The organism is Kribbella pratensis, assembly GCF_004366075.1.
In the GTDB taxonomy this organism is placed as follows: domain Bacteria; phylum Actinomycetota; class Actinomycetes; order Propionibacteriales; family Kribbellaceae; genus Kribbella; species Kribbella pratensis.
Map to the genome: position 1 here is coordinate 1402338 of NZ_SODU01000001.1, position 25408 is coordinate 1427745.

General features: G+C 69.3%; 28 protein-coding genes. 12 read left to right on the forward strand and 16 right to left on the reverse strand.

Annotated elements, in window-relative coordinates:
- Positions 1-82: 82 nt before the first annotated feature.
- Positions 83-514 carry a division/cell wall cluster transcriptional repressor MraZ gene (gene mraZ / locus EV137_RS06710; protein WP_131341982.1) on the reverse strand — a complete coding sequence of 144 codons (432 nt, stop codon included), beginning with the start codon at positions 512-514 and terminating at the stop codon, positions 83-85.
- A 569-nt stretch (positions 515-1083) separates the two neighbouring features.
- On the opposite strand from mraZ, the gene EV137_RS06715 reads away from it, so the two are divergent.
- The 3 genes from EV137_RS06715 (at position 1084) to EV137_RS06725 (ending at position 5695) form a co-directional block, all read left to right on the forward strand.
- The gene (locus EV137_RS06715; RefSeq protein WP_238151032.1) at positions 1084-1989 is read left to right on the forward strand and encodes an AAA family ATPase; all 906 of its coding nucleotides are present in this window, start codon (positions 1084-1086) and stop codon (positions 1987-1989) included.
- A 3-nt stretch (positions 1990-1992) separates the two neighbouring features.
- A complete protein-coding gene (locus tag EV137_RS06720) occupies positions 1993-3279 on the forward strand; it encodes a DUF58 domain-containing protein (protein WP_133998703.1) in 1287 nt (428 codons plus the stop codon).
- Positions 3280-3376: 97 nt separating this feature from the next.
- Positions 3377-5695: a transglutaminase TgpA family protein gene (locus EV137_RS06725; protein ID WP_238175133.1), complete on the forward strand. Its 2319-nt coding sequence runs from the start codon at positions 3377-3379 to the stop codon at positions 5693-5695.
- Here EV137_RS06725 and EV137_RS06730 read toward each other — a convergent pair.
- From EV137_RS06730 to EV137_RS06740, 3 genes are all read right to left on the reverse strand, one after another.
- A complete protein-coding gene (locus EV137_RS06730; RefSeq protein WP_133998709.1) occupies positions 5692-6129 on the reverse strand; it encodes a GNAT family N-acetyltransferase in 438 nt (145 codons plus the stop codon). The genes EV137_RS06725 and EV137_RS06730 overlap by 4 nt on opposite strands.
- Positions 6130-6235: 106 nt before the next feature.
- Complete coding sequence (locus tag EV137_RS06735; RefSeq protein WP_238156975.1) at positions 6236-6652, reverse strand: SCO2097 family morphological protein; 417 nt, start codon at positions 6650-6652, stop codon at positions 6236-6238.
- Positions 6653-6894: 242 nt separating this feature from the next.
- Positions 6895-7671: a methyltransferase domain-containing protein gene (locus tag EV137_RS06740; protein WP_133998712.1), complete on the reverse strand. Its 777-nt coding sequence runs from the start codon at positions 7669-7671 to the stop codon at positions 6895-6897.
- Positions 7672-7843: 172 nt separating this feature from the next.
- On the opposite strand from EV137_RS06740, the gene EV137_RS06745 reads away from it, so the two are divergent.
- Positions 7844-8203, forward strand: coding sequence for a cupin domain-containing protein (locus EV137_RS06745; protein WP_133998717.1), 360 nt, complete (start codon positions 7844-7846; stop codon positions 8201-8203).
- A 47-nt stretch (positions 8204-8250) separates the two neighbouring features.
- On the opposite strand, the gene EV137_RS06750 is transcribed toward EV137_RS06745, so the two are convergent.
- From EV137_RS06750 to EV137_RS06765, 4 genes are all read right to left on the reverse strand, one after another.
- The gene (locus EV137_RS06750; RefSeq protein ID WP_202870827.1) at positions 8251-9465 is read right to left on the reverse strand and encodes a DUF480 domain-containing protein; all 1215 of its coding nucleotides are present in this window, start codon (positions 9463-9465) and stop codon (positions 8251-8253) included.
- Positions 9466-9528: 63 nt separating this feature from the next.
- On the reverse strand, positions 9529-9801 hold the full coding sequence (locus tag EV137_RS06755; protein WP_134127212.1) for a hypothetical protein: 273 nt from the start codon (positions 9799-9801) through the stop codon (positions 9529-9531).
- A gap of 31 nt (positions 9802-9832) precedes the next feature.
- Positions 9833-10306: an SAV_6107 family HEPN domain-containing protein gene (locus EV137_RS06760; RefSeq protein WP_134127214.1), complete on the reverse strand. Its 474-nt coding sequence runs from the start codon at positions 10304-10306 to the stop codon at positions 9833-9835.
- On the reverse strand, positions 10303-10812 hold the full coding sequence (locus EV137_RS06765) for a DUF6504 family protein (protein WP_133998727.1): 510 nt from the start codon (positions 10810-10812) through the stop codon (positions 10303-10305). The genes EV137_RS06760 and EV137_RS06765 overlap by 4 nt, the downstream gene beginning before the upstream one ends.
- Before the next feature lie 364 nt (positions 10813-11176).
- On the opposite strand from EV137_RS06765, the gene EV137_RS06770 reads away from it, so the two are divergent.
- Together EV137_RS06770 and EV137_RS06775 are read left to right on the forward strand one after the other, a co-directional pair.
- On the forward strand, positions 11177-11740 hold the full coding sequence (locus EV137_RS06770; RefSeq protein WP_133998730.1) for a DM13 domain-containing protein: 564 nt from the start codon (positions 11177-11179) through the stop codon (positions 11738-11740).
- 10 nt (positions 11741-11750) lie between these two features.
- Positions 11751-12221: a YbaK/EbsC family protein gene (locus EV137_RS06775; RefSeq protein ID WP_134127216.1), complete on the forward strand. Its 471-nt coding sequence runs from the start codon at positions 11751-11753 to the stop codon at positions 12219-12221.
- A gap of 3 nt (positions 12222-12224) precedes the next feature.
- On the opposite strand, the gene EV137_RS06780 is transcribed toward EV137_RS06775, so the two are convergent.
- Both EV137_RS06780 and EV137_RS06785 read right to left on the reverse strand, forming a co-directional pair.
- Positions 12225-12959: a nucleotidyltransferase domain-containing protein gene (locus EV137_RS06780; RefSeq protein WP_133998737.1), complete on the reverse strand. Its 735-nt coding sequence runs from the start codon at positions 12957-12959 to the stop codon at positions 12225-12227.
- Positions 12960-12969: 10 nt separating this feature from the next.
- Complete coding sequence (locus tag EV137_RS06785) at positions 12970-14892, reverse strand: N-acetylmuramoyl-L-alanine amidase (protein WP_134127218.1); 1923 nt, start codon at positions 14890-14892, stop codon at positions 12970-12972.
- Between the two features lie 163 nt (positions 14893-15055).
- On the opposite strand from EV137_RS06785, the gene EV137_RS06790 reads away from it, so the two are divergent.
- From EV137_RS06790 to EV137_RS06800, 3 genes are all read left to right on the forward strand, one after another.
- Positions 15056-15667 carry a DUF4126 domain-containing protein gene (locus EV137_RS06790; RefSeq protein WP_134127220.1) on the forward strand — a complete coding sequence of 204 codons (612 nt, stop codon included), beginning with the start codon at positions 15056-15058 and terminating at the stop codon, positions 15665-15667.
- On the forward strand, positions 15667-16974 hold the full coding sequence (locus EV137_RS06795; RefSeq protein ID WP_134127222.1) for a phytoene desaturase family protein: 1308 nt from the start codon (positions 15667-15669) through the stop codon (positions 16972-16974). Before EV137_RS06790 ends, EV137_RS06795 begins: the two co-directional genes overlap by 1 nt.
- Positions 16975-17128: 154 nt before the next feature.
- Positions 17129-19300: a HelD family protein gene (locus EV137_RS06800; RefSeq protein ID WP_166679789.1), complete on the forward strand. Its 2172-nt coding sequence runs from the start codon at positions 17129-17131 to the stop codon at positions 19298-19300.
- Between the two features lie 6 nt (positions 19301-19306).
- Here EV137_RS06800 and EV137_RS06805 read toward each other — a convergent pair whose 3' ends face one another.
- Together EV137_RS06805 and metF are read right to left on the reverse strand one after the other, a co-directional pair.
- Entirely contained in the window at positions 19307-19837 is a 531-nt protein-coding gene (locus tag EV137_RS06805; RefSeq protein ID WP_133998752.1) for a SixA phosphatase family protein, read from the reverse strand.
- A 4-nt stretch (positions 19838-19841) separates the two neighbouring features.
- Positions 19842-20759 (reverse strand): methylenetetrahydrofolate reductase [NAD(P)H], encoded by a 918-nt coding sequence (gene metF / locus EV137_RS06810; protein WP_133998755.1) that lies wholly within the window; start codon positions 20757-20759, stop codon positions 19842-19844.
- Positions 20760-20816: 57 nt separating this feature from the next.
- Here metF and EV137_RS06815 point away from each other — a divergent pair, with 57 nt between their 5' ends.
- Complete coding sequence (locus EV137_RS06815; RefSeq protein WP_134127224.1) at positions 20817-21887, forward strand: polyprenyl synthetase family protein; 1071 nt, start codon at positions 20817-20819, stop codon at positions 21885-21887.
- Here EV137_RS06815 and EV137_RS06820 read toward each other — a convergent pair whose 3' ends face one another.
- Positions 21888-22307 (reverse strand): helix-turn-helix domain-containing protein, encoded by a 420-nt coding sequence (locus EV137_RS06820; RefSeq protein WP_133998762.1) that lies wholly within the window; start codon positions 22305-22307, stop codon positions 21888-21890.
- 76 nt (positions 22308-22383) lie between these two features.
- On the opposite strand from EV137_RS06820, the gene EV137_RS06825 reads away from it, so the two are divergent.
- Positions 22384-22737: a DUF4180 domain-containing protein gene (locus tag EV137_RS06825; RefSeq protein ID WP_134127226.1), complete on the forward strand. Its 354-nt coding sequence runs from the start codon at positions 22384-22386 to the stop codon at positions 22735-22737.
- On the opposite strand, the gene EV137_RS06830 is transcribed toward EV137_RS06825, so the two are convergent.
- The 3 genes from EV137_RS06830 to thiE are packed head-to-tail and all read right to left on the reverse strand — an operon-like array spanning position 22720 to position 24205.
- A complete protein-coding gene (locus EV137_RS06830) occupies positions 22720-23145 on the reverse strand; it encodes a barstar family protein (RefSeq protein WP_134127228.1) in 426 nt (141 codons plus the stop codon). The genes EV137_RS06825 and EV137_RS06830 overlap by 18 nt on opposite strands.
- A 56-nt stretch (positions 23146-23201) precedes the next feature.
- A complete protein-coding gene (locus EV137_RS06835; protein WP_238175134.1) occupies positions 23202-23570 on the reverse strand; it encodes a guanyl-specific ribonuclease in 369 nt (122 codons plus the stop codon).
- Positions 23567-24205, reverse strand: a complete 639-nt coding sequence (gene thiE, locus EV137_RS06840; RefSeq protein WP_238175135.1) for a thiamine phosphate synthase — start codon at positions 24203-24205, stop codon at positions 23567-23569. Before thiE ends, EV137_RS06835 begins: the two co-directional genes overlap by 4 nt.
- 43 nt (positions 24206-24248) lie before the next feature.
- Between thiE and thiO the strand changes: the two genes are divergently transcribed.
- Positions 24249-25376 (forward strand): glycine oxidase ThiO, encoded by a 1128-nt coding sequence (gene thiO / locus EV137_RS06845; protein WP_133998774.1) that lies wholly within the window; start codon positions 24249-24251, stop codon positions 25374-25376.
- Positions 25377-25408: the final 32 nt, after the last annotated feature.

Here is a 25408-nt window from a genome sequence, read left to right on the forward strand (position 1 = left end):
ACACTCCAGGTCGGAAGTCGGACCCGTGATCTCACCGGACGGTCGGTGTCTCGCGGTCCTCGCACACTGTTCAGCTTGAAGTTCAGAAGATGCCGGGCAGTACTTCCTCGGACAGGTCGGCGAACGCCTGCTCCTGCTCCTGCGAGTACCTGTTCCAGTTCTCCGTGTTCCAGATCTCCACCCGGTTCATCGCCCCGATGACGACGCAGTCGCGATCCAGTGACGCGTAGTCGCGCAGCATCGGCGGAATGGTGACCCGGCCCTGCTTGTCCGGCATCTCGTTCGAGGCGCCGGCGAACAACATCCGTAGGTAGTCCCGCGCACCCTTGTTGGTGATCGGAGCCTGCTTCAACTGCTCGGTCAGCTGGACGAACTCACGCTCCGGCCACACGGACAGCGATCGCTCCTGTCCACGCGTGATCACCAGACCGTCGGCCAGCTCGTCCCGGAACTTCGCCGGCAGGAACAGCCGTCCCTTGTCGTCGAGCTTGGGGAAGTGCGTTCCGAGGAACACGCTCCACCTCCCCGTTGCGGACTCTCCGACTCAGGCGGGTGCTTCCACCACTTCAGTTCCACTGCGCTCCACCTTACTCCACTTTCCACCACCGTCAACCAACTTCCGCCCCATTCCGCCCCCGCGCCGCCTGAATCCGAGCCCGATGTCCCGCGTGTCGTTGCCGCCTCAACCGTCTCCTCCTCCACTTCCCTCCACCGCGTTCCTCCACTTCGCTCCACCACATCGCTCCACCGGGCTGAACCACTCGGGGCAGATCTGCGTGAACCTTCCGGGCGGTCGGAACGTCGTACGCGGCACGCACTGCTTTCGTCGCCCGTACGCTTGGAGGGAACTTGTTTCCGACCCCGCCGTGAGGGCGTGCGCCGATGAACCCCGACATGAACACCGAAACGCCAGGTAACGAAACTCCCGCGGCTCTAGGCCCGACCCCTACAGCGGGTGAGAATGTGTCGGCAGTCAACGAATGGGGAGGACACCGAGTGAGCACCACCGCGACCAGCTCGCCGCTGGCAGGAGCCGGGGACTTCGACGAGCTGTCCGAGGTGGCGGGCCGTGTCCGCCGCGCCATGGAGCAGGTGATCGAGGGCAAACCCGACGTCGTCGAGGTCGCCATCACGGTCCTGCTGGCCGAGGGGCATCTGCTGATCGAGGACGTGCCGGGCGTCGGCAAGACGATGCTGGCCAAGGCGCTGGCGAAGTCGATCGACTGCACCGTGCGCCGGATCCAGTTCACGCCGGACCTGCTGCCGTCGGACATCACCGGCGTCTCGGTCTTCAACCAGGAGATCCGCGACTTCGAGTTCAAGCCCGGCGCGGTGTTCGCGAACATCGTCGTCGGCGACGAGATCAACCGGGCCTCGCCGAAGACCCAGGCCGCGCTGCTGGAGTCCATGGAGGAGCGCCAGGTCACCGTCGACACCACGACGTATCACCTCGAGTCGCCGTTCATGGTCATCGCGACGCAGAACCCGATCGAGATGGAAGGCACGTACCCGCTGCCCGAGGCACAGCGCGACCGCTTCATGGCCCGCGTCTCGATGGGCTACCCGGAGCCGGCCGCCGAGCTGCGGATGCTGGACGGGCACGCGGCCGACGACCCGCTGGCGAACCTCCAGCCGGTCACCGACGGCCAGCAGATCCTCCGGCTGGTGAAGACGGTGCAGTCGGTGCACGTGTCCGAGTCGGTGAAGGAGTACGCCGTTGCGCTGGTCGGCGCGACCCGCCGCTCGCAGGAGCTGCGGCTCGGCGCCAGCCCGCGGTCGACGTTGCACCTGATCCGGGCGGCCCGTGCGGCCGCCGCTCTCGACGCACGGGAGTTCGTGCTGCCGGACGACATCCAGGAGCTCGCGGTACCGGTGCTCGCGCACCGTGTGCTGCCGGCGGCCGAAGCGCATCTCGGTGGGCGCGGTGCGGCCGACATCATCTCCGGGCTGGTCGCCAGCGTGCCGCTCCCCCGCACCCGCCGGGACTGAGACATGCGGCAGGCATTGCGCGGACTGACCACCAGAGGTCGAGCGTTCGTCGCGGCCGGTCTCACTGCTTCACTGTGCGCGCTGCTGCTCGGCCAGAAGGACCTGCTGCGCGTCGGCATTCTCCTGGCCGCGCTGCCGGTCGTGGCAGCGCTGGTCGTCGGCCGGACCCGACTGAGGCTCCAGGTACGGCGCAGTCTCGCGCCGGATCAGGTGCCGGTCGGGACGCAGGCGACCGTGGAGCTGACACTGAGCAACCAGGGCCGGATGCCCGCGGGGCTGCTGCTGCTCGAGGACCGTATTCCTTATGTACTAGGCCATCGGCCGCGGTTCGTCGTCGACCGGGTGAGCCCGAACTGGCGTCGTACGGTCACCTACCCGGTCAAGTCCGACGTACGGGGACTGTTCCAGGTCGGGCCGTTGATGCTGACGGTGGCCGACCCGTTCGGGCTGGTGGAGACGAGCCGGACGTTCACGCGGAGCCAGCACCTGCTGGTCACACCGCGGGTCTACAAGCTTCCCGAGATCCGGCTGGGCGCTGACCGGGCCGGATCGGGCGAGAACCGGCCGCGGGCGATCGCGGCCGCCGGCGAGGAGGACGCGACGGTCCGTGAGTACCGCGACGGCGACGACCTGCGCCGGGTGCACTGGCGGTCGACCGCGCGCCGCGGCGAGCTGATGGTCCGCCGCGAGGAGCAGCCCTGGCAGAGCCGGTGCTCGCTGTTCCTGGACGCGCGGACGATCTCGCACCACGGGCACGGTCCGTCGTCCAGCCTGGAGTGGGCGGTCAGCGCGGCCGCCTCGATCGGCATCGACCGGATGCGGCGCGGCTACGTCACCACGCTGCTCGGCGGGCCGACCACGCTGTCCGCCATCACCCACCGCACTTCCGCGGCGGTGCACCAGCCGCTCACGCAACAGCAACTGCTGACCGAGTGCGCGACCGTCGAGGAGCACAAGTACGCCGAGCTCGGTCCGCTGCTGACCGTCGACCGGCACGCGCAGGATCCGAGCCTCGTGATCGCGATCCTCGGCGCCTGCGGGACCGAGGACATCACCGCCCTGAACCGGTGGCGGACCAGCCAGGCGACCGGCGTCGCGCTGGTCCTGGACGCTGCCAGCTGGGCGGTCGGCGCCGAGGCGACCGAGAAGGCGGCCCGCCTGACCGCCGCCACGGACGCCACCGAGAACGAGCTGCGCCGGAACGGCTGGCGAGTAGCCAGAGTCCGCCGCGGCGACCACCTCCCCACCGTGTGGTCCGGCCTAGGACTACGGAGCGGAAGGATCGCATGACAGTGCATATGCCACCCCTCCGGCGCGGCGGGTCATCGGGCTGGAACTCCCGATGACCGGTCACGCAAGGATCTCCATTGCTGCTTGGGGAGCGACCGTGCTCGGGTCGCTCGTGCTCACGCCGGTGTTCTCCGGGCCGTTCCTGTTCATCAGCGCGTTCCTGTGCGCGCTGGTGACCGGTGTCGGCGTCCTGTTGCAGAACCTGCGGACCCCGCGGATCGTCGTACCGATCGTCCAGCTGCTCGTGCTGATCGAGCTGCTGTCGCTGTTCTTCCTGCACAGCACGATGAAGTTCGGGCTGTTCCCGCTGAAGGCGACCGCGATCGAGTTCAACTCGCAGGTGGTCGACGCGATGGACTCGATCAACCGGTTCAGCGCGCCACTGCCCCAGGACTCGCACCTCACGCTGTTCGCCGTGTCCGTGATCTCGGCGACCGGGTTGCTGATCCACATCATCGCCGTCCAACTGCGGCAGGCCGCATGGTCCGGGTTGCTGCTGCTGATCATGTACACCGTGCCGGCCGCGACGGTGCACGGCGGGCTGCCGTGGCTACTCTTCATCCCGCCGGCGATCGGCTACATCGTCCTGCTGTCCGCGGAAGGCCGCAGCCGGCTCAGCCGCTGGGGCCGCCGGATCTCGGGTGTCTCGCACCTCGACGCGGCCGAGCCCGTCGAGGCGTCGGCGCTCGGTCAGGCCGGCCGGCGGATCGGGCTGACCGTGGTCGCGATCGCCGCGCTGCTGCCCGCGTTGCTGCCGACGCTGCCGGAAGGTGTCATCGGCAACGGCCTGGCCGGCGGCGGGACCGGCTCCGGGATCGGCGCGAGCATCTCGTCGACCGACCCGATGCTGGACATGGGCAAGAACCTGAAACGCGGCGAGAACGTCGTCGCGCTCACCTACAAGGGCGGCCCGACCGGCGGCACGTACCTGCGGCTGACCGCGCTCGACCTGTTCGACGGCAACACCTGGCGGATCGCGCCGCGTTCCCCCGGACACAAGCTGAACGGCGGCGAACTGACTCCGCCGCCGGGCTACACCGGCGACCTGACGAAGGTCGAGCAGTCCTCGATGGAGATCGACGTCACCCGGACGTTCCGCTCCCAGTTCGTCCCGGTCCCGTACCCGCTGCACTCGATCTCGCTGAAGCGTGACTGGCGGTACGACGCCGGCGCGCTGGACGTGGTCTCGTCGAACGGGTCGATCGTCGGCGGCAAGAAGTACAAGCTGACGTCGTACGACCTGACGCCGACCCCGGACCAGCTGCACGACGCGATCACCACCGGCGCCCCGGACCAGTACACGAGCGTCGTACCGGGGAAGACGCCGCTGGACATCAAGCAGAAGACGTCCGAGATCACCGCCGCGGCCAAGGACAACAAGTTCGAGGCGGCCGTGCTGATCCAGAACTGGTTCCGCAGCGGCGGCGGCTTCACCTACAGCACGCAGAACTCCAAGGGCAGCGGGATGGCCGCGCTCGAGGACTTCCTGCTGAACAACAAGCAGGGGTACTGCGAGCAGTTCGCCACCGGGATGGCGCTGATGGCGCGGATCATCGGGATCCCGTCCCGGGTCGGGATCGGCTTCCTGCCCGGAACGGCCGGCAAGGACGGCGAGTTCACGGTCAAGATGCACGACATGCACGCCTGGCCGGAGCTGTACTTCCAGGGCGTCGGCTGGGTCCGGTTCGAGCCGACGCCGTCGGCGCGGGTCGCGGCCACGCCGAACTGGACGGTCGCCTCGACCGAGAACCCGACCAGCCCGACGACCGCGCCGACCAACGTGCCGACGACGCCGGGCTCCCGGGAGACCCCCGGGATCAACAGGCCGAAGAACGACCCGAACCTGCCGAGCGACAGCGGGACCGCGATCGTTGACTCCGGCAACTGGTTCACCAACGGCGGCGGCAAGGCGATCGCCGGCGGGCTCGGTGTGATCCTGCTGCTGTGCATCCCCTGGCTGGTCCGCACACTGACCCGGCGACGGCGCTTCCTGCGACCGCCGGGACGTGCCGGAGCCGAAGGGTTGTGGGCGGAGATCCGGGACACGTCGCGGGATCTGGGCCTCGACTGGTCCGACATCTCGACGCCACGGCAGACCGGCCAGTGGCTGACGTCCCAGCTGCCCGAGGACACCCGTCCGTCCGCGCGCCGCCTGGCCCGCGGGATCGAGGCGATGCGGTACGCCGGAGACACGGATCTCGAGCTGGACCTTCGCGACGACGCAACCGCCGTACGGCAAGCGCTCTGGTCGCGGGCCCGTGTCCGTCGCCGCTGGCGGGCGCGGCTGCTGCCGCCGTCCTGGCGTTGGTACCTCAGCCGAGGCACCAACGAGGCGTCCGATCTCCTGGACGAGTTCGACCTGCTCCTGGCCCGTCTCCGCTCCGGACTCCTCCCGAAGCGGGCGCGCACCAACTAGCTGAGCGGGATCTGGTAGAGGATGAATCCCCGGTTCTCGGCCACCTGGTCGTAGAGCCGGCGGGCTGTGGCGTTGGACTCGTGCGTCGACCAGTAGACGCGCCCGCACGCACGCTCGCGGGCCCACTCGGTGACGGCGTCGATGAGCGCTCGCGCCGCACCGCGACCGCGGGCCTCCGGCGCCGTGAACAGATCTTGCAGATAGCAGGAGTCGGGCGCCGTCGTACTCGCGTGGGTCAGGAAGTGCACGATCCCGACCAGCTTTCCGTCCAGGCGTGCCCCGAGCGCGTGTACCTCCTCGTCACGCTCGAACCTGGTCCACGCGTGCTCGAAGAACTCGTCCGGCATCGTGCGGCCGTAGAACTCGTTGTAGCCGGCGAACAAGGTCTGCCAGACGTCGCGGTCAGCCTGCTCGAGGCGTCCGATGGTGAGCATGGGAGAACAGTGCCATGCTCACGGGGCCGGGGTGCGGTGATGGGACAAAAAGAACCACACCCGCTCCACCAGGGCACGGGTGTGGTCGAAGATCAGGGTCGCGCGCTCAGAGATCCTCGTCGCGGCGGCGGCGCCAGCGGTCTTCCATGCGCTCCATGAAGCTGCCGGACGAGTCGTGTTTCGTCCGGTGCCGTTTGGTCGGCGGAGGCGGCGGGATGTCGTCGGACTCTCCCGCGTTGCTGATCCGCTTCATGCTCAGCGCCGCGATGTACAGGCAAGCCACCATCATCACGAAGCCAATGACCCCGATGATGGTGTTGGGGATGATCGCACCGGTCATCAGCACCACGATGCCCAGCACGAATCCAACGCCGGCAAGCACTGCCCGGCGCTTGTAGTACAAGCGCACATTGGTCCCACGCATGGCGGAAACGAACTTCGGGTCTTCCGCAGCAAGGGCACGTTCGAGCTGCTCGAACTGGCGCTGCTCTTCTTCCGAGAGGGGCACCGTCGATCCCTCCATGATGAGCGCGATCTCGATAGGCCGCCTCCAGTCTAGGCCGCGCCCGCGTCACACGAAACCCTGACCGGCTGTCCAGCGCGTCACGGTCCGGCAACTGCCCCGGCCAGGCCGGTCCCAAACCTGTGTCCTTCGGCGTGTCGTTCACAGCCGGTTGACGACAACCACCCCGCTGACCGTGCCGGAGGTAGCCTGCTCGTCACCCTCCGTCGCGAGGTCTCAGGCCGGCGCAACTGCCCGCGGGCTCAGCGCGTCGCGAGAATGTGCAGCTGCGTCGCCAGCGCGCGGAACGCCGGATGCCGGCTCGCGGCCCGCTCGAGCTCGGCCAGCGAATCGGCGGCCCCCGGTTCGGAGTCGACGAACGCGGACGGCACCAGATCGGCGAAGGTCCGCACGCCGTGCACGGTATGTACCAGGAACCCGGCATCCGCCAGCTGCGCCGTGATCCCGGCCTCGTCGAACCGCCGCGGCATCGGGTCGGTCGCGCCCCAGCGCCCGTCCGGATCCTGCAGTGCGATCCGCGCCTCGGCCAGGTGACCGGCCAGCGCCCGGGCCAGGACGACCGCGTTGCGCTGGGCAACCAGCAGACTCAGTACGCCGCCTTCGCGCAGCACCGACGCCATCGCCTGCAGCGCCTGGACCGGGTCGTCGACGACCTCGAGAACTCCATGGCACAAGACGGCGTCCGCGCTCGACTCCCCCGCCAGCCCGGGGAGCTCGGCCGCATCGCCCTGGACGCCGCGAACCAGCTCACTCACGCCTTCGTCCCGGGCGCGGCGCTCCAGCGAGGCCAGCGCGTCCGGGCTCGGGTCGACCACCGTCACCCGGTGCCCCTCGACCGCCAACGGAACCGCGAACCCGCCGGTGCCGCCACCCAGGTCGACGATGTCCAGTCCAGCACGGTCCTGTCCAGCACGGTCCGGTCCAGGGGCGGGATCGGTCCGTTCGCGTGCCGCCAGCGCGACCCGCAGCGCCTCGCCCACCAACGCCGTCCGCACGCTGCGCCGCCGCCGATCCACCATCAACCCTCCAGCCGGTCCCCCATCACCACCCACCGCGCCACACCCTACTTCCCTCCCGCCCGGTCCATCCCGCCGACCGTCGTAAGCAGTTCATAAGTCCCGGGATCTGTCCCTGGAGGCGCGATCGGCGCACTCTCGGTTCAAGGGGACAGCCGATCACCAGGGAGGGATCATGGCCATCTTCAGCAAGTCGTTCGACGAGCCGGACGAGCAACGTTCACCGGACAAGACGAGCGTCGACGTCGTCAAACTGCCGGGTGCGAGTGTCGCCCGGATCACCTTCCAGCCCGGCTGGCGCTGGTCCGAGTGCATCCGTCCGGTCATCGGCGGCGACTCGTGCCAGGTCCGCCACGTCGGAACCCTGCTGTCGGGCGAGATGGAGGTCGTCCACGACGACGGCACCAAGGCGAACCTGGTGCCGGGCGTCGCCTATGTGATCGAACCAGGACACGACGCCTGGGTCGTCGGCAACGATCCGGCGGTCAGCCTCGAGTTCGAGTCGCTCGCGGCGGAGACGTACGCCAAGGCCTGACCCGCCGGCCGATCCGGCTGAGGCAGCAACCGGAGGGAGCTGCTGCCTCAGGACGGGGTGCGGGCGATGACGTACAGGCGGCGGGTCGTTTCGGCGCGGGTGGCGATCGGGCCGCGCAGGTACCACTCGGTGTCGATGAGGCCGGCGCCTTCGACAACACTCACGATGTACGCCGGGTCGTGCAGGACGTAGTCGAGATTGACCTCGTGACCGAGCAGCTCGTCGACGTGACTGATCTCGTCGCCGGCATGCAGCGCGAGCACCAGCCAGCCGCCCGGGTCGAGCGGCCGTGTCAGCGCCGAGATCGCCTCGGGGAGCTCGGATGCGGCCAAGTGGATGAGCGAGTACCAGCCGAGGACCGCCGCCCAGCCGGAGCTCGCCGGCGGCCGGCCGAGGCGTCGCAGGTCGCCGACCTCGAACCTCAGGTGCGGAAAGCGCCGACGAGCCTCGGCAACCATCTCCGGCGACAGGTCGACGCCGGTGGCGTCCGCGTCCCGGTCGGCGAGGTACGCCGTGACGTGCCCCGGACCCGAGCCGACCTCGACGACCGGGCGACCGTTGGCGTGGGCAATCACCCGGTCGAGCAGCCAGCGTTCGAACGGCAACGCGTCGAGCTCGTCCAGCAACTCGTCCGCGTACGTCGCAGCAACAGCGTCGTACGCCGAACGCACGCGGGCGTCACGCTCGTCCGCACCGTCGGCGATGACCGTGTCCCGGTCGACGCTCTCGACGACAGCGGCGGCCGCCTCCGCCTCGGGCACGGGGCCGAGGAGGTGGACCCAGCGGCGATCGTGCTGTCCGACGCGACGTTCGAGTTCGCGTACCAGCGGTTCGGGGCGCGCAGCCATCCGTCGCAGGCACGCTTCGACATCGCTCCGGTCCTCGAACTTGTACAGCCGCTCGGTCCGCGTCCGCAGTTCGCCCGGCGCCTGGGCACCGCGCAGCAGCAACACCGTGATGAGCGCCCGCTCGTCCTCCTCGAGCTCGAGCTTCTCGTCGAGGATCTGGTGGTACTTCAAGGTCCGCCGGCCTACGTCTGCCCAGACGATCCGCAACAGCTCCCGATCGCGCAGCGCCCGTGCGGTCCGCTCCACGGTGCCCTGGTCGTAGTCGACGACCGGATCCCGGTTGCTGGTCTGATTGCAGGCCGTCCGCAACGCGTTCGCCGTCAACGGGTACGACGCCGGCACCGTGGTCTGCTTCTCCAGCAAGCTCCCGAGAACCCGCTGCTCCTCGACATCCAACACCGGAAGTCCACTCACCCCGCCGACCTTAGACGCTGTCCGGCCGACCTTTGAACACCTTTCTGAACAGCTTTTGGTGACTCAGCCGGGTTGGTAGGTCTCGGGGAGGGTCAGGGGTTCGAAGGCGGTGCCGTTGCAGGTGGGGCACAGAAAGTCCGCTCGGATGCCGGACCGGTCCTCGGACTGGATGCCGGAGCCGGCGCACTGCGTGCACAGGCCGTCGTGCCAGGCGTCGCCGGACAGCGCCTGGTGAGGTCGGGGGTAATGCGTGTCCGGCAGGTAGCACTCGGCGCCGGTGAGGGCGTGGACGCGACCACACAGGTCCTTGCCCAGACCTCTCGATGGTTCGCTCACTGTCGGGATCTCCTCACAGCATGGGTGGGATCTAGCTGGCTTGCATCCAGGGCTGGGTCAGGACGGACTGAGGGTCGGTGGTCGCGGTGAGCACCGGGGTGGTGGAGAGGCGCAGGCTGGCTTCCACCTGGGTGTAGAACGTGTCGACGGCGCGCACCAGGTCGTCCGCCTCGCGGGTGCTGACGGCGCGCACCAGGCCGGCCTCGGCGGCGGCACGCTGGGCGGCGCCGGCGGCGAAGAACGTGGCCCATTCGCCGAACTCGGGCGCGACCTCCGCCAGCAGCACCCAGGCGTTGCGCTGGATCCTGCGGCGGCTGCTCGAGCGGACCGGACGGGCGCGGACAGCGAGCACCGCGGCCGCGACCCGGAGCGCCGCGACATGCGCGCTCGAGTAGCGGATCAGGTGGTCGGTGGTCTCCGTTGCCTCGGCCAGGGCGGCGCGGGCACGGGACAGCTCTCGGCTGGCCGCGCCGGCCGCGGCCGGCGATACCGGTGAAACAGTCATCGGTCGCTCACCCTTTCCAGTTGCCAACGACCCGAGACCGGGTCGTGGGCGAGATCGAACATCTCCTGCCGCCCGTACCTTCCGCAGCCGGCCTCGACGCGGAAGACCGCTCGCTCCGGTCCCCACTCCGCGTCCAGCACGCCGACCGCTGCCGGGGTCCTGCCGTCCGGTGCGGGGAGCGTGGCAGCGGCGCGCGAACGGGGGGTGGCCGCCGCTGCCACGCCGGCTGTGTGCGTCCGGGCCGGACGAGACGTCGTACGGGCCGCCGAGCACGCCTCGGCGACGGTGGCCGCATCGATCCGCGCGAGCGAACCGGCGTGGGCGCGGGGGTCGTGAATCTGGCCGGTGCCGATGACGCCGCGCTCCCACCAGGCGGCGGTCTCGGTCCACTGGGACCTGAGCGCGCGGACCCGCCAGAGCCGGCCGCGCCAGAGGAACTGGTCGGGGGTCTGCACACCGTCCACGGGCACCGTGTGCACCTCGACGGCGTCGTCGAACTCCCACATGCTCCATCGCCTCCTGTTCGTCCCCGGCGCTGCTTCAGATCTGGCTCTGCGTCGAGGACCGGGCCCCGAGTCGGCGGCCCGGCGGGTGGACACGGGGTGGGGGTCGAGGACCACCCCGGTGCCCGGCCCGCCGGGACCACCGGATTCCGATGCGGCCGCAACTCCGCACCGGAGCCGTTCAGCTGTCCGGCTCACCTCGGTCCGGCCTCCCGACGAAACCGGGACCGAGGCAATCGAACATCTGTTCGAACAATGGAAGCGTAGCGCCGCCCGCCGACAGTCGTCAACGGTCCGTAACCTCGGCGCGTCGCCGCGGCAGGGCTCCGGCCGCCAGACTGGAAGCACCGAGGCGAAGGGACGCACGATGCGGAAACGGACAGCCGGAATCGCCGCGGCGGCGGTCGCCGTCGTGGTGGCAGCGGTCGCGCTGCCGCTCTTCCAGCCGTGGCGGCTCGCCACCGACAAGGTCGTCGACGAGGCGGTGCCCGGCGCTGTTCCGATCTCCACGACTTCATCGTCGACGACGCCACCGACAGTTTCCGTCGAGCCGGAGCAACCGACGTCGCAACCGCGGCCGCGGCCGAAGGTGCTCCTGACCGGGAAGCTGATCACGCACGAACACCGGACGTCCGGCACGGTCGCCGTGCTCGCTCTCCCCGACGGCAGCCGCATCCTCCGGCTCGAGAACCTCGACACCTCCGACGGCCCGGACCTCAAGGTCTGGCTGAGCGACGCCGGGGTCGTTCCGGGCCGCGCGGGCTGGCACGTCTTCGACGACGGCAAGTACCGCAGTCTGGGCAGCCTCAAGGGCAACCACGGCAACCAGAACTACGTGATCCCCCGCGACCTCGAGCTGGGGAGCTTCCGCAGCGTCGCGATCTGGTGCGACCGTTTCAACGTTTCGTTCGGCGCCGCCGCCCTCGCATAAGCTCAGATCCGTGAGCAGTCATCCCAATGTGCAGAAGGTGGCGGACGCCCTGGCGGCGGCCGGGGCCACCGGCGAGATCGTGATCCTGGACGAGGCGGTGCCGACCGCGGCGGCCGCGGCGGCCGAGCTCGGTTGCGAGGTCGGCGCGATCGCGAACAGCCTGATCTTCGCCGGCGACGGCGCCCCGGTGCTGATCCTCACCTCGGGCGCACACCGGGTGGACACCGCCAAGGTCGCGGCCGAGCTCGGGATCGCGAAGCTGAAGCGGGCCACGCCGGAGTTCGTCAAGGAGCACACCGGTCAGTCGATCGGCGGCGTCGCCCCGGTCGGGCACCCGGGCCGCGTTCCGACGTACGTCGACACCGCGCTCGAGCGGTACCCGGTGATCTGGGCTGCCGCGGGCATCCCGCACTCGGTGTTCCCCACGACGTACGCCGAACTCCTCGAGCTGACCGACGGCACGCCGATGACGGTCAACTGAGCACTACCGACCGAGTACGGCGGGAATCGCGGTCCGGACGAAGCGCCGGGCGAGCCCGGCGCGGGTGTGCCGCCACCAGGGGCCGGTCCGGACATCCGTCCCGTAGCGGCGGCGCCTGATGTCCTCGACGACGTCCGCGGGCGCCCCGAGACGGGGCAGGACGTCGAAGGCGGCGCGCTTGGTGATCAGGTCGCCGGTGGCCAGCGTGACGTGTGCGCGGGCGATCGTGAGCAGGCTGAGGTCGACCCAGATGTCGGCGTACCAGTTGCTCCGCTTCCGGGTGGCAGGCAGCCAGAACTCCCGCAGGTCGCGGCGGATGAACGCGAACAGTTCCTCGTCGGTGGTCGCCGGCAGCAACTGGCCCGGGGCCGGTCCGTAGAGCGTTCGGTTGCCGATAGCAAGCTCCCGGCGGGTCACCGGCGTCACCGGGCGGTCGAAGTACCGCCCCTGCGCGAACGTCGGGTGCCGCACCGAGGCGTCGGCCAGCTGGGACTTGAGCATGTAGGAGCAGTGCAGCTTGGCCGCCAAGGGGTCCGAGCTGATCAGCTTCCGGTGCAGGTCGGCCACAGCCTGGGTCGGCGGCGAAGAGACGACGGCGACGACGTCCAGGTCGCTTCGCCCCAGTTGATAGTCCCCCAGCGCCAGTGAACCGTGCAGCCAAACCGCTTCTACAGCAGCGACTTCACGGACAGACGTGACAAAGCCGTCCAGCAAGGGCTGGACGGCTTCGTCGATCACGGCAGACAGATTAAACGGCTGGTCGCACGTCCACGTCGGCGGCCCGTACGTAGGCCATCCGGTGGCCGAACCAGATCTGGTAGTACTTGTCCTTCCCGAGCACCTGGACGTGGTCCGCCGGCGGCTGCCCGGCGAACGTCACCGCACGGTAGTAGTCGGTCTCGATGTCCAGGTCACCCACCGGGTAGGCCTGCCCCGCACCGATCGAGTACTGCAGCGGCGTCACCGTCTGGTAGGGAATCCCGGCCGGGTACGCCGACTGCTCCGGGTAGGCACGGCCGTACACCGGCACCGACGTGAGACCGGCCTTCGGCTTCACGACGAGACCCGGCTTCGCGAACGCGTCCGGAGCCGACGCCGGGCTCTTGAACCAGGCGAGTGCCCCCAGGTACCAGACGGCTACCCAGTCGCCCTGGCGCTGTGCGACGACGTACTTAGAACCCGCAGCGGCCCGGGAGCCCATGTCGGAGACGACAGTGGTGCCGTTGGAACCGTCAGGGTGCAGACCGAGGTCCTTGACCAGCGGAGCGTTGTCGTCAGGCGCCTGGCGCAGGTAGACGAAGTTGGTGCCCTGCGGCTTGCACGTCGTACCGGGGGCGTCGCAGTTGGTGATCACCTGGACGTTGTCCTCGAAGCCCGGCTTGATCGTGACGATCGACCCGGCGCGCACCGGGAACACGGACTTGCCCCAGATCGGCGCACCCATCAGGTCCATGTAGTGCTCCCAGTCCCAGAACGGTCCCGGGTCCCAGTGCATGCCACGGACCGTGGACGGGACGGTGCCCGGCACCTGGTCGTGGCCGATGATGTGCGCGCGGTCGAGCGGGATGTTGTTCTTGGCGGCCAGGTAGGCCACCAGCTTGGCCGAGTTGCGGTACAGCGCCTCGGTGTACCAGGTCGCGCCCTGGGCCGCGAAGCCCTCGTGCTCGATGCCGATGCTGTGCATGTTCACGTACCAGTTGCCGGCGTGCCACGCGACGTCCTTGGCCTTCACGTGCTGCCAGATGTGGCCGTCCGACGAGCGCATCGTGTACTGCCAGCTCACGTACGTCGGGTCCTGGACCAGGTTCAGCACACCCTGCCAGCCACCCTCGGTGTCGTGGATGACGATGTAGTCGATCTTGCCGGTCTTCGGCCGGTTGGCGAGGTCGTGGTTCCCGTAGTCGCCGTCTCCGAACTCCGAGTACGGCGCCGGCAGCCACTCGCAACCGAGCGACGGCGGGCACTCCACGTCGGACGTGGACGGCTGCACACCGGCCGGCAGCGACAGCTTGCCGATCTGCGACTTGTCCGGCGTCACGGCGACCGCAGGCATCACGATCTGCTGGCCCGTGTTCGTCGTACGGGCCGCACCCTTGGCCATGATCGAGTAGACGTCGTCGGCGAACCCGGCCGCGCCGACCTTGTCCCCTGCCTCGGAGTACGACGCCACCGCGCCGTACCACTGTGCCGGGGAGGTCTCCGCGCCGACCGGCAGGCCGAGCGACTTCTGGTACGACGCCAGCACCGCGGCGCCACCGTTGATGTTGGCGGTCACGTCATTGCGCAGTGCGCTCTGGTCGAGGCCGGTCAGCTCCGACGCCTTCTGCAGCGTCTGCAGCGACTCGGCCGTGGCGACCTTCTGCTTCCCGGACAGGTCCGCCACCTCGGACGCACCGAGTGCGGTGAGGTGCATCGGGCCGTAGCCACCGGACGTGCTGGGAGCGCCGGCATGGTCGTCCCAGCGGGACTCGGCGTAGGAGACGGCCAGCAGGACCGACTCCGGTACGCCGTACTGAGCGGCGGCCGCACTGTACGCCGACGCGGCGACAGTGGACGGTGCGGGCGCCGGGGACGACGCCTGGGCTGGTATACCTCCCAACGACACGCCGACCAGGGCGGCCGGCAGCGCTACCGCAGCGAGTGCGGCAAGAATCTTCGGACGACGCAGCATGATTGTTCTCCTGAACCCGTAGGGCGGGATGCCGGTCACACAGACCGGCAGCCTAGTCACTGTGGGTCGGGGCGACGCGGATGTCAACGGTTAACCAAAATTCACGTCGTCGAGTTCGATACTGACGAAATCATGCCGGTGCCGAGGGTTACGGAGTACGACGATGGAAGCGCTGCCGTTGGCGGTCACGACAGGCTGGGCCAGTGGGGTGAACGCCTATGCCTGTGTGCTGATTCTCGGTCTGCTCGGCCGGTTCGCGGGGGCGGACGACGTCCCGCACTCGCTGACCACGGCCCCGGTCCTGATCGTCGCGGGTGTCCTCTTCGCGGTCGAGTTCGTCGCCGACAAGATCCCGTACGTCGACTCCGCGTGGGACGCGATCTCGACCGTCGTCCGGCCGGCGATCGGCGCGGTCCTCGCCGCGCTGATGTCCGGTCAGGCGAGCACGCTGCAGCAGGCCCTGATCGCGACCACCGGTGGCGTGGTGGCGCTGCTCTCGCACGCGGTGAAGTCGAGTCTGAGGCTCGCGATCAACACCTCCCCCGAGCCGGTCACCAACATCGCCGCGTCATCCGGTGAGGACGTCGCTGTCGCCGGTGTGATGTCGTTGGCCGCCTTTCATCCGGAGATCGCGCTCGTCATCGCGGGTGTGCTGCTGATCCTCGGACTCATCGGGGTGTACGTCGCGTTCAGGTTCATCCGGCGCGGTTATGTCAGATTCAAGGCGTGGCGCGAGAAACGTAGTGCCCCTGCGACTGGGAGCAGTGCTGTCTGATGGCGAAGGTGATTGTCGTGGGGGCCGGGCTGGCCGGTCTCGCGAGTGCTGTGCGGCTGGCCAAGCTCGGCCACCAGGTGACCATCTGCGAACGCGACGAGCACCTCGGCGGCGCGCTTGGCCGGGTAGAGGCGGACGGGTTCACCTGGGACGCCGGCGCCGCCAGTACGACGCTGCCGGCCGCGCTGCGCGACCTGTTCCGCAAGAGCGGCCGTCCGATCGAGAGCCTGGTCCAACTGGACCCTGTGTCCGAGCCACGTCGGCACATGTTCACCGACGGCTCCGTACTCGACCTGCCCGTCAGCGACCGCGGTGCACAGGAAGAAGCGTGGACCGACCTGGCGGGTGCACCCGTTGCCGCGCAGTGGACCGCACTGGTTGACGCGTACGGCGACACGTGGCAGATCCTCCGCAAGACCTCACTGGAGCCACCGCTCGAGGACAAGCTGCCGATCAAGACCATTCGCGCCCTCAAGCCCTGGCAGTCACTGGAGAAGGTCGCGCAACGCGAGCTGACCGACGACCGCGCCCGTGCAGTACTCCGGCACTTCGCAGCCCAAAGCGGATCGGACGCCGGCCTCACACCGGCGTACGTCGGCGTCTGGTCATACCTGGAGCGCACCTTCGGCCGCTGGACGATCGCTGGAGGTTTCGGCGCACTCGCCGATGCCCTGGTGCAGCGCGCCAGCGAGCGGAAGATCACTGTGCGCACTAGTGCAGAGGTGGTCGCTGTCTCGACGTCAGGTGGCGCAGTGACCGGCGTACGGCTCGCTGACGGTGAGGAGCTGCTCGCCGACATCGTGGTGAGCGACGTCGATCCGCGGGTCCTGTACGAGTCGCTCGTCGACGACCCCGTCGCCAAGAAGACCCGTAAGCGGATCCTGTCGACACACCAGGCGCAGGCGGCGTACGTCGTACATCTCGGTCTGAAGGACCCGGTGCCGCAGCTGCCGTTCGAGACCGTGCTGCACGGAACGCCGACCGTGGTCGTCCGCACAGGTGGCACAGCACCCGCCGGGCACCAGGCCTGGTCCGTGCTGGTCCACGGCTACCCCACTGACGACGTACTCGACCTCTTGGTCGCCCGTGGCCTGCCTGTCCGGGAGAACGTGGTGTCGCGGCAGACGTCGCCGTCGTGGTGGACCGGTGTGGCCTGGGAGGGCTACAAGACCGCCCGTCGCCGGGCCGCGAACGTCTCGCCGGTGAAGGGCCTGTACTGCGTCGGAGCGGGCGCGCACCCGGGCTCCGGTGTGCCCGCCACCACACTCGGCGCCGCCATCGTGGCCGACGCCATCGGGAAGGCCTGAGACCGCTGTGTGGTTGGACAGGGAAGCCAACTAAGATTGGTTGTTCCTGTGTTCTGAGTCGGGGCGGGTCCCGGCCGTAGAGAGGACCTCGGTGGATCAAACCCCCACATCGGCCGATCACGACAACCATGGCGGCCTTGACGGCCCTGATGGTGTGGAGCGTGCTGAGCTGGCGGCGGAGCAACAGCATGTCGACCGGGTCTACGGCCGGGTCGAGGAGGCCGCGCGGTCGGCGTCCCGGATCGCGGTCGAAGGCCACCAGCGCGGCCAGGCGCAGAACGTCGGGCGTGTCCGCGACGAGGAGCAGACCGGTCTGTACGAGCGCGACGTGCTGGTGTTCGCCGCCGCGCGCCGGATCGCCGAGCTGGACGCCGAGCACGAGGGCCTGGTGTTCGGCCGGCTCGACTCCGACCACGGCGATGACGAGCCGGCCGCCACGACCGCGGACGGGCTCGACAAGCTGTACGTCGGGCGTATCGGTGTCCGCGACGCCGAGTACGAACCGCTGGTGATCGACTGGCGCGCGCCCGCGGCCGAGCCGTTCTACCGCGCGACCCCGACGGACCGGCAGAAGGTCGTCCGGCGCCGCGTGCTGCGGAACAAGGGGGCGCGGATCGTCGGTCTCGAGGACGACCTGCTGGCGCCGGAGCGGGCGCCGGAGGACCTGCCGGTGATGGGCGAGGGCGCGCTGATGGCCTCGTTGTCGCGGGCCCGTGGGCACACGATGCGCGACATCGTCGCCACCATCCAGGCCGAGCAGGACGAGGCGATCCGGGCACCAGCCCGCGGCGTCACCGTCATCGGCGGTGGACCGGGCACCGGCAAGACAGTGGTCGCTCTGCACCGCGCGGCGTACCTGCTGTACAGCGACCGCCGGCGCTTCGAGCGTGGCGGCGTACTGGTCGTCGGACCGTCGGCAGCGTTCATGGCCTACATCGAGCGAGTCCTGCCGAGCCTCGGTGAGAACACGGTCTCGCTGCGTGCTGTCGGCGAGCTGGTCGACGGCGTGAAGGCTACTGCGGTCGACAACGCCGCAGCGGCTGCTATCAAGGGCTCGCTGCGGATGCGCGCGGTGCTGGCACGTGCCGCCCGCGACCGGGTGCCGAACGCGCCGACGAACCTGCGGATCTTCCTCGGCGGCGCCACCGTCGAACTGGACGCCAACCAGCTCGACAACGTACGACGGAATGCGCTGCGCCGCACGGCCCGCAACCGGGCCGCCGCCGAGGCACGGAAGGGCCTGATCGCCGCGCTGTGGCAGCGGTTCCCGGAGGACCTGCGCAACGGGCCTCTCGGCGACCGCGAGGCGTTCGGCGACCGTGTCGCCGACACACCGGCGTTCCGCACGTTCTTCAGCCAGTGGTGGCCGGTGCTGACCCCGGAAGCGGTACTGCGGTGGCTCGGTGACGCCCGCCGCCTTCAGCGCTGGGCCCGCAACGACCTGACCCCCGCTGAGGTCGACGCACTCGCTACGGCGATCCGAACGACCGATGAGTTCACCATTGCCGACGTCGCGTTGCTGGACGAGCTGACCGCGTTCCTGGGACGTCCTCCGATCGTGGAGAACAACGACGAGGAGTTCGACTGGCTCGAAGGGCTGTCGGACGGCGTCAACGAAGTACTGACCACCTCAGAGCGCCGCGTCCGGGCTGCTGCGGCACGGGAGGCCGAGGAGCCGGAGGAGTACGCGCACGTGCTGGTGGACGAGGCGCAGGACCTCTCCCCCATGCAGTGGCGGATGGTGACGCGGCGCGGACCGCAGGCCAGCTGGACGATCGTCGGCGACCCGGCACAGAGCTCCTGGCCCGACCCGGACGAGGCGCGGGCCGCGATGGACTCGATGCTGTCGCACCTGCAGCGGCACGCGTTCCGGCTCTCCACCAACTACCGGAACTCGGCCGAGATCTACTCGTTCGCCGGCGAGGTGATCCGGCAGTCCATCCCGGACGCGGACCTGCCGAACGCGGTCCGCAGTACCGGAGTGGAGCCGGAGCACCGGATCTTCGACGCCGGCAAGGTCGCCGAGGCCGCTGGTGACGCGGCGGTCGAACTGCTCCAGGTGGTCGAGGGCACTGTCGGCGTCATCGTGCCGCCGGCGCTCCGCCCGGTCGTCGACCCGGTCCTCGCGGAGCTGAACGACCCGCGGGTCGTCGCGGTCAGCCCGCTGGATTCCAAGGGCCTCGAGTACGACGCCGTGGTCGTCGTCGAACCGGACCGGATCGTCAGCGACACACTGGGCGGCGTACGAGCTCTCTACGTGGTTCTCACCCGCGCCACCCAGCGCCTCATCACCGTCAACAGCACGACCCGCTGGCTGCCGTCCTAGGGTCCCTCAGGCGCGCGGTACGACGTACGACACGAGGTCGGCGTCGTTGGCCGCGAGGTCGGCCCAGCGGGTGGTGAGGTGCAGGATCGCGAGGCCCGTGGTCGGGTACTTCTGGGTGAGCTCGACGCGCTCGGGGCTGGTGCCGTCGAGTGCGAGCTCGTCGGCAAGCCACGGGATGCCCGGCGCGTGGCCGACGACGATCACGGTGCGGGCCTCGGCCGGGGTCTCGTGGACGACGTCCAGGATGCCGTCGGTGTCGGCGTTGTAGAGGCGCTTGTCGTACCAGACGTCCTTCGCAGTGACGCCGGCCTCGGCGACGTACTTCCAGGTCTCGCGGGTGCGCTTCGACGGCGAGCACAGGACCAGGTCCGCTTCGATGCCTTGGGCAACGAGGTGCCGGCCGGCGGCGCTCGCGTCGGCGCGGCCGCGGTCGGCCAGCGGGCGTTCGAGATCCGGCAGCGTCTCCGGCGGCACCGCCTTGGCATGCCGGAGCAGGACGAGAGTGCGGTCGATCAACAGGTCCGACGGGTCAGCCATTGGGTCAGGATACGACGGCTGCCGTGAGGTTGCGGAACACCTGACGCGTTGCCGTGGATCTGTTCAGGGTGATGAAGTGGATGCCGGGCGCGCCGCCCGCCAGCAAGCGTTCGCACAACTCGGTGGCGATCTCGACACCGACCTCGCGCACGGCGGCCGGGTCGTCCTCGACGGCGAGCAGCCGGTCGGTGACGGCGGTCGGTAGCGCCATGCCGGTGAGTTCGGCCATCCGCTGGATCTGCTTGATGTTCGTGACCGGCATGATGCCCGGCAGCACCGGAATCTCGCAGCCGAGCGCGGCAGCGCGGTCGACGAGCCGGAAGTAGTCGTCGGCGCCGAAGAACATCTGCGTGATGGCGTAGTCGGCACCGGCCTGCGCCTTCGCGGCGAGCACCTGCGCGTCCGCCTCGAGCGAGGCCGCCTCCGGATGCTTGTCGGGGAAGGCAGCGACGCCGACGCAGAAGTCGCCCAGCGAACGGATCAGCTCGACCAGCTCGGTGGCGTGGTTGAGGCCTTCAGGGTGCGCGACCCACGGCTGGTTCGGTCCGCCCGGCGGGTCGCCGCGGAGCGCGAGCATGTTGCGGACCCCGGATCCCGCGTACGCGCCGATCACGGAGCGGAGCTCGTCGCGGGAGTGCGCGACGCAGGTCAGGTGCCCGAGCGGCGTCAGCGACGTGTCCTGCGCGACCCGCTCGGTGACCCGGATGGTGCCGTCACGCGTCGTCCCGCCGGCGCCGTACGTGATCGAGACGAAGGTCGGGCGCAGCTGCTCGATCTCGCGGATCGACCGCCACAGCACCTCCTCCGCCTCGGGGGTCTTCGGTGGGAAGAACTCGAACGAGAAGGACCGGTCTCCGGACGCCAGCAGCTCGCGAATCGTCGGCGCACCGCCGGGAAGCGTCGAAGGAAGACCGTTCGCCATGACGTCAGGTTACCCGCGGTGGCCAGTCGCGTCTGCCCACCGACTACGCTCCGAGACGTGTATGGCGATGTGGACATCCCGGCCGAGATCCAGCGTGCACTGAGCGGGTTCCTCGACCAGCAGGAGGAGCGGCTGACGGCGATCGGCCCGGAGCTGGCCGAGCAGGTGCAGGCCGCACGGGACGCGACCAGCGGCGGCAAGCGGTTGCGTCCGTCCTTCTGCTACTGGGGTTTCCGGGCCGCGGGCGGCGATCCGGCCCAACCGATCCTGACCGCCGCGGCGAGCCTGGAGATGCTGCACGTCAGCGCGCTGGTGCACGACGACGTGATGGATTCCTCGGACGTACGACGGGGTGCGCCGGCCGCGCATCGCCGGTTCGAGGCGCTGCAGCGGGAACGGTCCGCGAAGTCCGGACACGGTGCGGATCCGGTCGGATTCGGCGTCGGCGCCGCGATCCTGCTCGGCGACCTGTGCCTCATCTGGGCCGACGAGCTGCTGCACACGTCGGGATTCGACGCGGCCGCTTTGGCCCGGGCGGAGCAGTACTTCGACGCCGTACGGGTCGAGGTGACGGCCGGGCAGTACCTCGATCTGCTCGCGCAGGCGAGTGGCGAGTCGGACATGGATCTGGCGTTGCGCGTGCTGCGCTACAAGTCGGCGACGTACACGATCGAGCGGCCGCTGCACGTCGGTGCCGCGTTGGCCGGCGGGGACGCGCAATTGATCTCGTCGCTGTCCGGGTACGGGCTGCCGCTGGGCGAGGCGTTCCAGCTGCGGGACGACCTGCTCGGGGTGTTCGGGGATCCCGCGGTGACGGGCAAGCCGGCCGGGGACGATCTGCGCGAGGGCAAGCGGACGGTCCTGATCGCGTACGCCGTCGACCACGCGTCGGAGATCCAGCTGACCGAGTTCGACCGGCTCTTCGGGCGTCCGGACCTCGACGACGACGAGATCCAGCTGCTCCGCGAGATCCTCCAGGACTCCCGCGCCGTACAGGCCTGCGAAGACCTCATCACCGACCGCACCGAGGACGCCCTCGACGCCCTCGACCGCGCTCCCCTGGCCGACGACGTCGCCCGCAAGGCCCTCACGGACCTGGCCGTCGCTGCGACCTCGCGGGTGGTCTAGCTACTGCTCCGCCAGCATGTTGATGAGGCGGAGGAGATCCGCGGTGGCGGGGAGGTTGCCGAGGACGATGACCTTGAGGACGGCTCGCTCCTCGTCGTAGATCGTCTCGGCCTTGAGGTTGACCGCTTCGGGCTGGTTGAGCGCGCCGTGGATGTGCGTGCTGAGGCGGTCCGCGGTGGCGCGGTCGACCGCGTCGATGTGCACGATGCTGGACGCCTCGACGTGCCGCGCGGAGCGGTCGACTTCGATCACGGCGGCCGGCGTTCCGGTGAATTTCTCGAGGTCTTCGCGGGTGATCCGGTACTGCTTCCCGATCCGCACCGCCTTCAGGCGCCCGTCGCGGACGTAGTTCCGGATCGTCCGAACGTGCAGGCCCAGCTGGTTCGCCACCTGCTCCACCGAATACAGCTCCTGGGCCATCTTCTCAGCGTAAGGCACGTTCCTTAGAATTCCCTATAAATAGCTGATTAGAGGCACTTAAGGTATTTTGAGGTACATGGAGCTACTGGCTGGAGTGCGGGTCCACGTGAGTGACACATCGCTCGGCGACGAGAGCGACGCCGTGCAGCTGATCGTCGACGCGCATTACGCGCATCAGGCCGAGTGGATCGCGTTTGCGCCGGAGCAGTTGGGCGACGCGTTCTTCGAGCTGAGCACTGGGCTCGCGGGCGCGATCACGCAGAAGTTCGTGATGTACCGGATGGGCTTGGCTGTCGTCGGTGACATCTCGGAGCGGGTCGCGGCGAGCAAGCCGCTCGCGGACTGGGTGCGGGAGAGCAACCGCGGTCGCAATCTGCTGTTCGCCGCGGACCTCGGCGAACTGGAGGAACAGCTACAGGACCGGCAGTGAGCTCAGCAGGTCAGGTGTTTCCGACTCGGCGATGAGCACCCGGAGCTGGCCGGAGTTCGTGGTGTCCTCGGCGAAGATCTGGAGCGCGACGTCGACCGTGTCGTGGTCGTGTTCGAGCAGGTGCAGCAGCCCGGTCCACAACACGACCTCGGGCGCGCCCGTCGACCGGTCGCTCAGCGAGTCGGCGAGCGCGTCCCAGTTCCGGCCGAACCAGCGCGGCAGGTCGAACGCGGTCGCACACAGGTCGAGGAAGCCGGTCTTGTCGTGGATCTCGGCGGTGTCGAGAAGCACGAACCCGAACCCGGCGGCGGCAGCATCCCGGCGTACGTCGGCAACACCCGGGGCGGACGGCCAACGGTAAACACCCGGCCGCAACCCTTCGGCCAGCAACGTGCTCAGCGAGGTCATGAAGTTCCCCCGTCTTCCGCGATCCGGCGGAAGGACTTGTAATGGTCGTCCGTGTACTAACGCTCGCCGGCGTTCCCGATCACGATGCGGCGGGCGCCTCGGTCCTTCTCCCCCGGCGTCTTCACCGTGTACTCGTGGTAGTAGCCGCGGTCGTGCTTCGGGAGGATCTTCTCCAGGTTGCCGAACACCACACCATCGCGGCTGTACGGGTACGGTCCGCCCTGGTCGATCAGCTTCAGCGTGTCCCGCCCTTCCTTCGGCAGGTCCGCCACGGCGACGTACTTGAGACCGCTCGTCGGATCGAGGTCACCCGACGACGCCTTCTTGTCGGCCGAACAGCCGAACAGCGACGCCGCCAGGGTGATCACCAGCATGGCGATCACCACGACGGCGACGATCCGTGCGGCCTTCGGGTTGTTGATCACCGAAGCCTCCGACTGAACTCGGCGGCCGCCTCCCCCGGGTCGTCCGCCTCGGTGATCGCCCGTACGACGACCACGCGCGTGGCCCCCGCGTCCAGTACCTCGTCCAGCCGCTCCAGATCGATGCCACCGATCGCGAACCACGGTTTCGACTGTTTGCGACCGGCCGCGTACGAGACCAGGTCCAGACCGGCGGCCTGACGCCCCGGCTTGGTCGGGGTCGCCCAGGTCGGCCCGACGCAGAAGTAGTCCGAGCCGACCTCATCGGCCGCGGCGTTCACCTGGCTGAACGTGTGCGTCGAGCGCCCGACGACCGGACCGGGCCCGACGATCGCGCGAGCGGCATGCACCGGCAGGTCACGCTGTCCCAGATGCAGTACGTCGGCGCCCGCGGCGAATGCGATGTCAGCGCGGTCGTTGACGGCCAGCAGCTTGCCGTGCCGCCGGCACGCGTCCGCGAACACCTCCAGCGCGGCCAGTTCGTCGGCCGCCTCCATCTCCTTCTGCCGGAGCTGCACGATGTCCACGCCGCCGGCCAGCGCGGCGTCCAGGAACTGTTCGAGGTCGCCCTGCTTCTCGCGCGCATCCGTGCACAGGTAGAGCCGGGCATCCGCAAGACGGTCGGTGTGGTCAGTCACACCCCAAAGCCTGCCATGCCGCGCCAGACGTAGGGTTGAAGCCATGCCTGATGTGGTGGTTGTAGGTGCCGGGCTGATCGGTCTGGCGACGGCGTGGCGACTGGCCGCAGACGGTATCCAGGTGACGGTATGTGACCCAACACCCGGCGCGCAGACGTCGAACGTCGCGGCCGGCATGCTCGCCCCGGTCACGGAGGTGGAGTACGGCGAGGACGACCTGCTGGCGCTCAACCTGGCCTCGGTGAACGCCTGGCCCGCCTTCGCCTCCGAGCTCGAAGAACTCACCGGACAGCCCGCAGGCCTCCACCAGACGGGCACACTGTCCGTCGCGTACGACGTGGACGACGCAGCAGCGCTCCGTAGGCTCGCCGAATACCAGCGACGCCTCGGCCTCGAGGTGGAGGTGTTGTCCGGTCGCGACGCCCGCCGCCGCGAGCCCATGCTCGCCACAGGTGTCTCCGGTGGCGTCTGGGTCCCAGGTGACCATTCCGTCGACAACAGGCAGGCGGTAGCGACTCTGCTCCGCGCCGTCGAGCTCTCCGGCGTACAGCTCATCCGCCAACGCGTTACCCGAGTCATCACGTCCGGTACGACGGCACTCGGCGTACAGCTCGAGAACGGCGACACGGTGCACGCAGGTCATGTGATCGCGGCAGTAGGTCCGTGGTCGTCGCAGCTGGACGGCGTACCCGAGGAGCTTCGTCCGCCGGTGCGTCCGGTGAAGGGTGAGGTACTGCGGTTGCGGGTCCCGGAGGCGTACCGCCCGGCGCTCCAGCACACTGTGCGCGCCACAGCCCGTGGCTTCTCCGTCTACCTCGTCCCACGACCAGGTGGCGAGCTGGTGATCGGTGCGACCAGCACCGAGCTCGGCTACGACACCCGCGTGCTGGCCGGCGGTGTGTTTGCCCTGCTCCGCGACGCGCGCACCGTGCTCCCGGTCATCGACGAGCTCGAATTCGTGGAGTCGATCGCGGGCCTCCGCCCGGCGACACCGGACAACGCACCGATACTCGGCCCGTCCGGTGTGGATCGGTTGCTGTGGGCAACCGGTCACTATCGCAACGGCGTGCTGCTGACGCCGGTCACCGCGCAGATCCTCGCGGAGACCGTCCGCACCGGAACGCTCCCGGACCTCGGAAAACCCTTCCTCGCCAGCCGGTTCGGTCACTGACTCACCGTTGCCCGCGGCAACCGGAAAGATTG

Coding starts and splice junctions, on each gene's coding strand:
- EV137_RS06795 (WP_134127222.1), top strand. CDS start 15,667: ATGGCGAAGGTGATTGTCGTGGGGGCCGGGCTGGCCGGTCTCGCGAGT.
- thiO (WP_133998774.1), top strand. CDS start 24,249: ATGCCTGATGTGGTGGTTGTAGGTGCCGGGCTGATCGGTCTGGCGACG.
- EV137_RS06785 (WP_134127218.1), bottom strand. CDS start 14,892: ATGCTGCGTCGTCCGAAGATTCTTGCCGCACTCGCTGCGGTAGCGCTG.
- EV137_RS06820 (WP_133998762.1), bottom strand. CDS start 22,307: ATGGCCCAGGAGCTGTATTCGGTGGAGCAGGTGGCGAACCAGCTGGGC.
- EV137_RS06760 (WP_134127214.1), bottom strand. CDS start 10,306: ATGACTGTTTCACCGGTATCGCCGGCCGCGGCCGGCGCGGCCAGCCGA.
- EV137_RS06740 (WP_133998712.1), bottom strand. CDS start 7,671: ATGGTGGATCGGCGGCGGCGCAGCGTGCGGACGGCGTTGGTGGGCGAG.
- EV137_RS06715 (WP_238151032.1), top strand. CDS start 1,084: ATGGAGCAGGTGATCGAGGGCAAACCCGACGTCGTCGAGGTCGCCATC.
- EV137_RS06735 (WP_238156975.1), bottom strand. CDS start 6,652: ATGGAGGGATCGACGGTGCCCCTCTCGGAAGAAGAGCAGCGCCAGTTC.
- EV137_RS06770 (WP_133998730.1), top strand. CDS start 11,177: ATGCGGAAACGGACAGCCGGAATCGCCGCGGCGGCGGTCGCCGTCGTG.
- EV137_RS06805 (WP_133998752.1), bottom strand. CDS start 19,837: ATGGCTGACCCGTCGGACCTGTTGATCGACCGCACTCTCGTCCTGCTC.
- EV137_RS06745 (WP_133998717.1), top strand. CDS start 7,844: ATGGCCATCTTCAGCAAGTCGTTCGACGAGCCGGACGAGCAACGTTCA.
- EV137_RS06825 (WP_134127226.1), top strand. CDS start 22,384: ATGGAGCTACTGGCTGGAGTGCGGGTCCACGTGAGTGACACATCGCTC.
- EV137_RS06765 (WP_133998727.1), bottom strand. CDS start 10,812: ATGTGGGAGTTCGACGACGCCGTCGAGGTGCACACGGTGCCCGTGGAC.
- metF (WP_133998755.1), bottom strand. CDS start 20,759: ATGGCGAACGGTCTTCCTTCGACGCTTCCCGGCGGTGCGCCGACGATT.
- EV137_RS06720 (WP_133998703.1), top strand. CDS start 1,993: ATGCGGCAGGCATTGCGCGGACTGACCACCAGAGGTCGAGCGTTCGTC.
- EV137_RS06830 (WP_134127228.1), bottom strand. CDS start 23,145: ATGACCTCGCTGAGCACGTTGCTGGCCGAAGGGTTGCGGCCGGGTGTT.
- EV137_RS06790 (WP_134127220.1), top strand. CDS start 15,056: ATGGAAGCGCTGCCGTTGGCGGTCACGACAGGCTGGGCCAGTGGGGTG.
- EV137_RS06730 (WP_133998709.1), bottom strand. CDS start 6,129: ATGCTCACCATCGGACGCCTCGAGCAGGCTGACCGCGACGTCTGGCAG.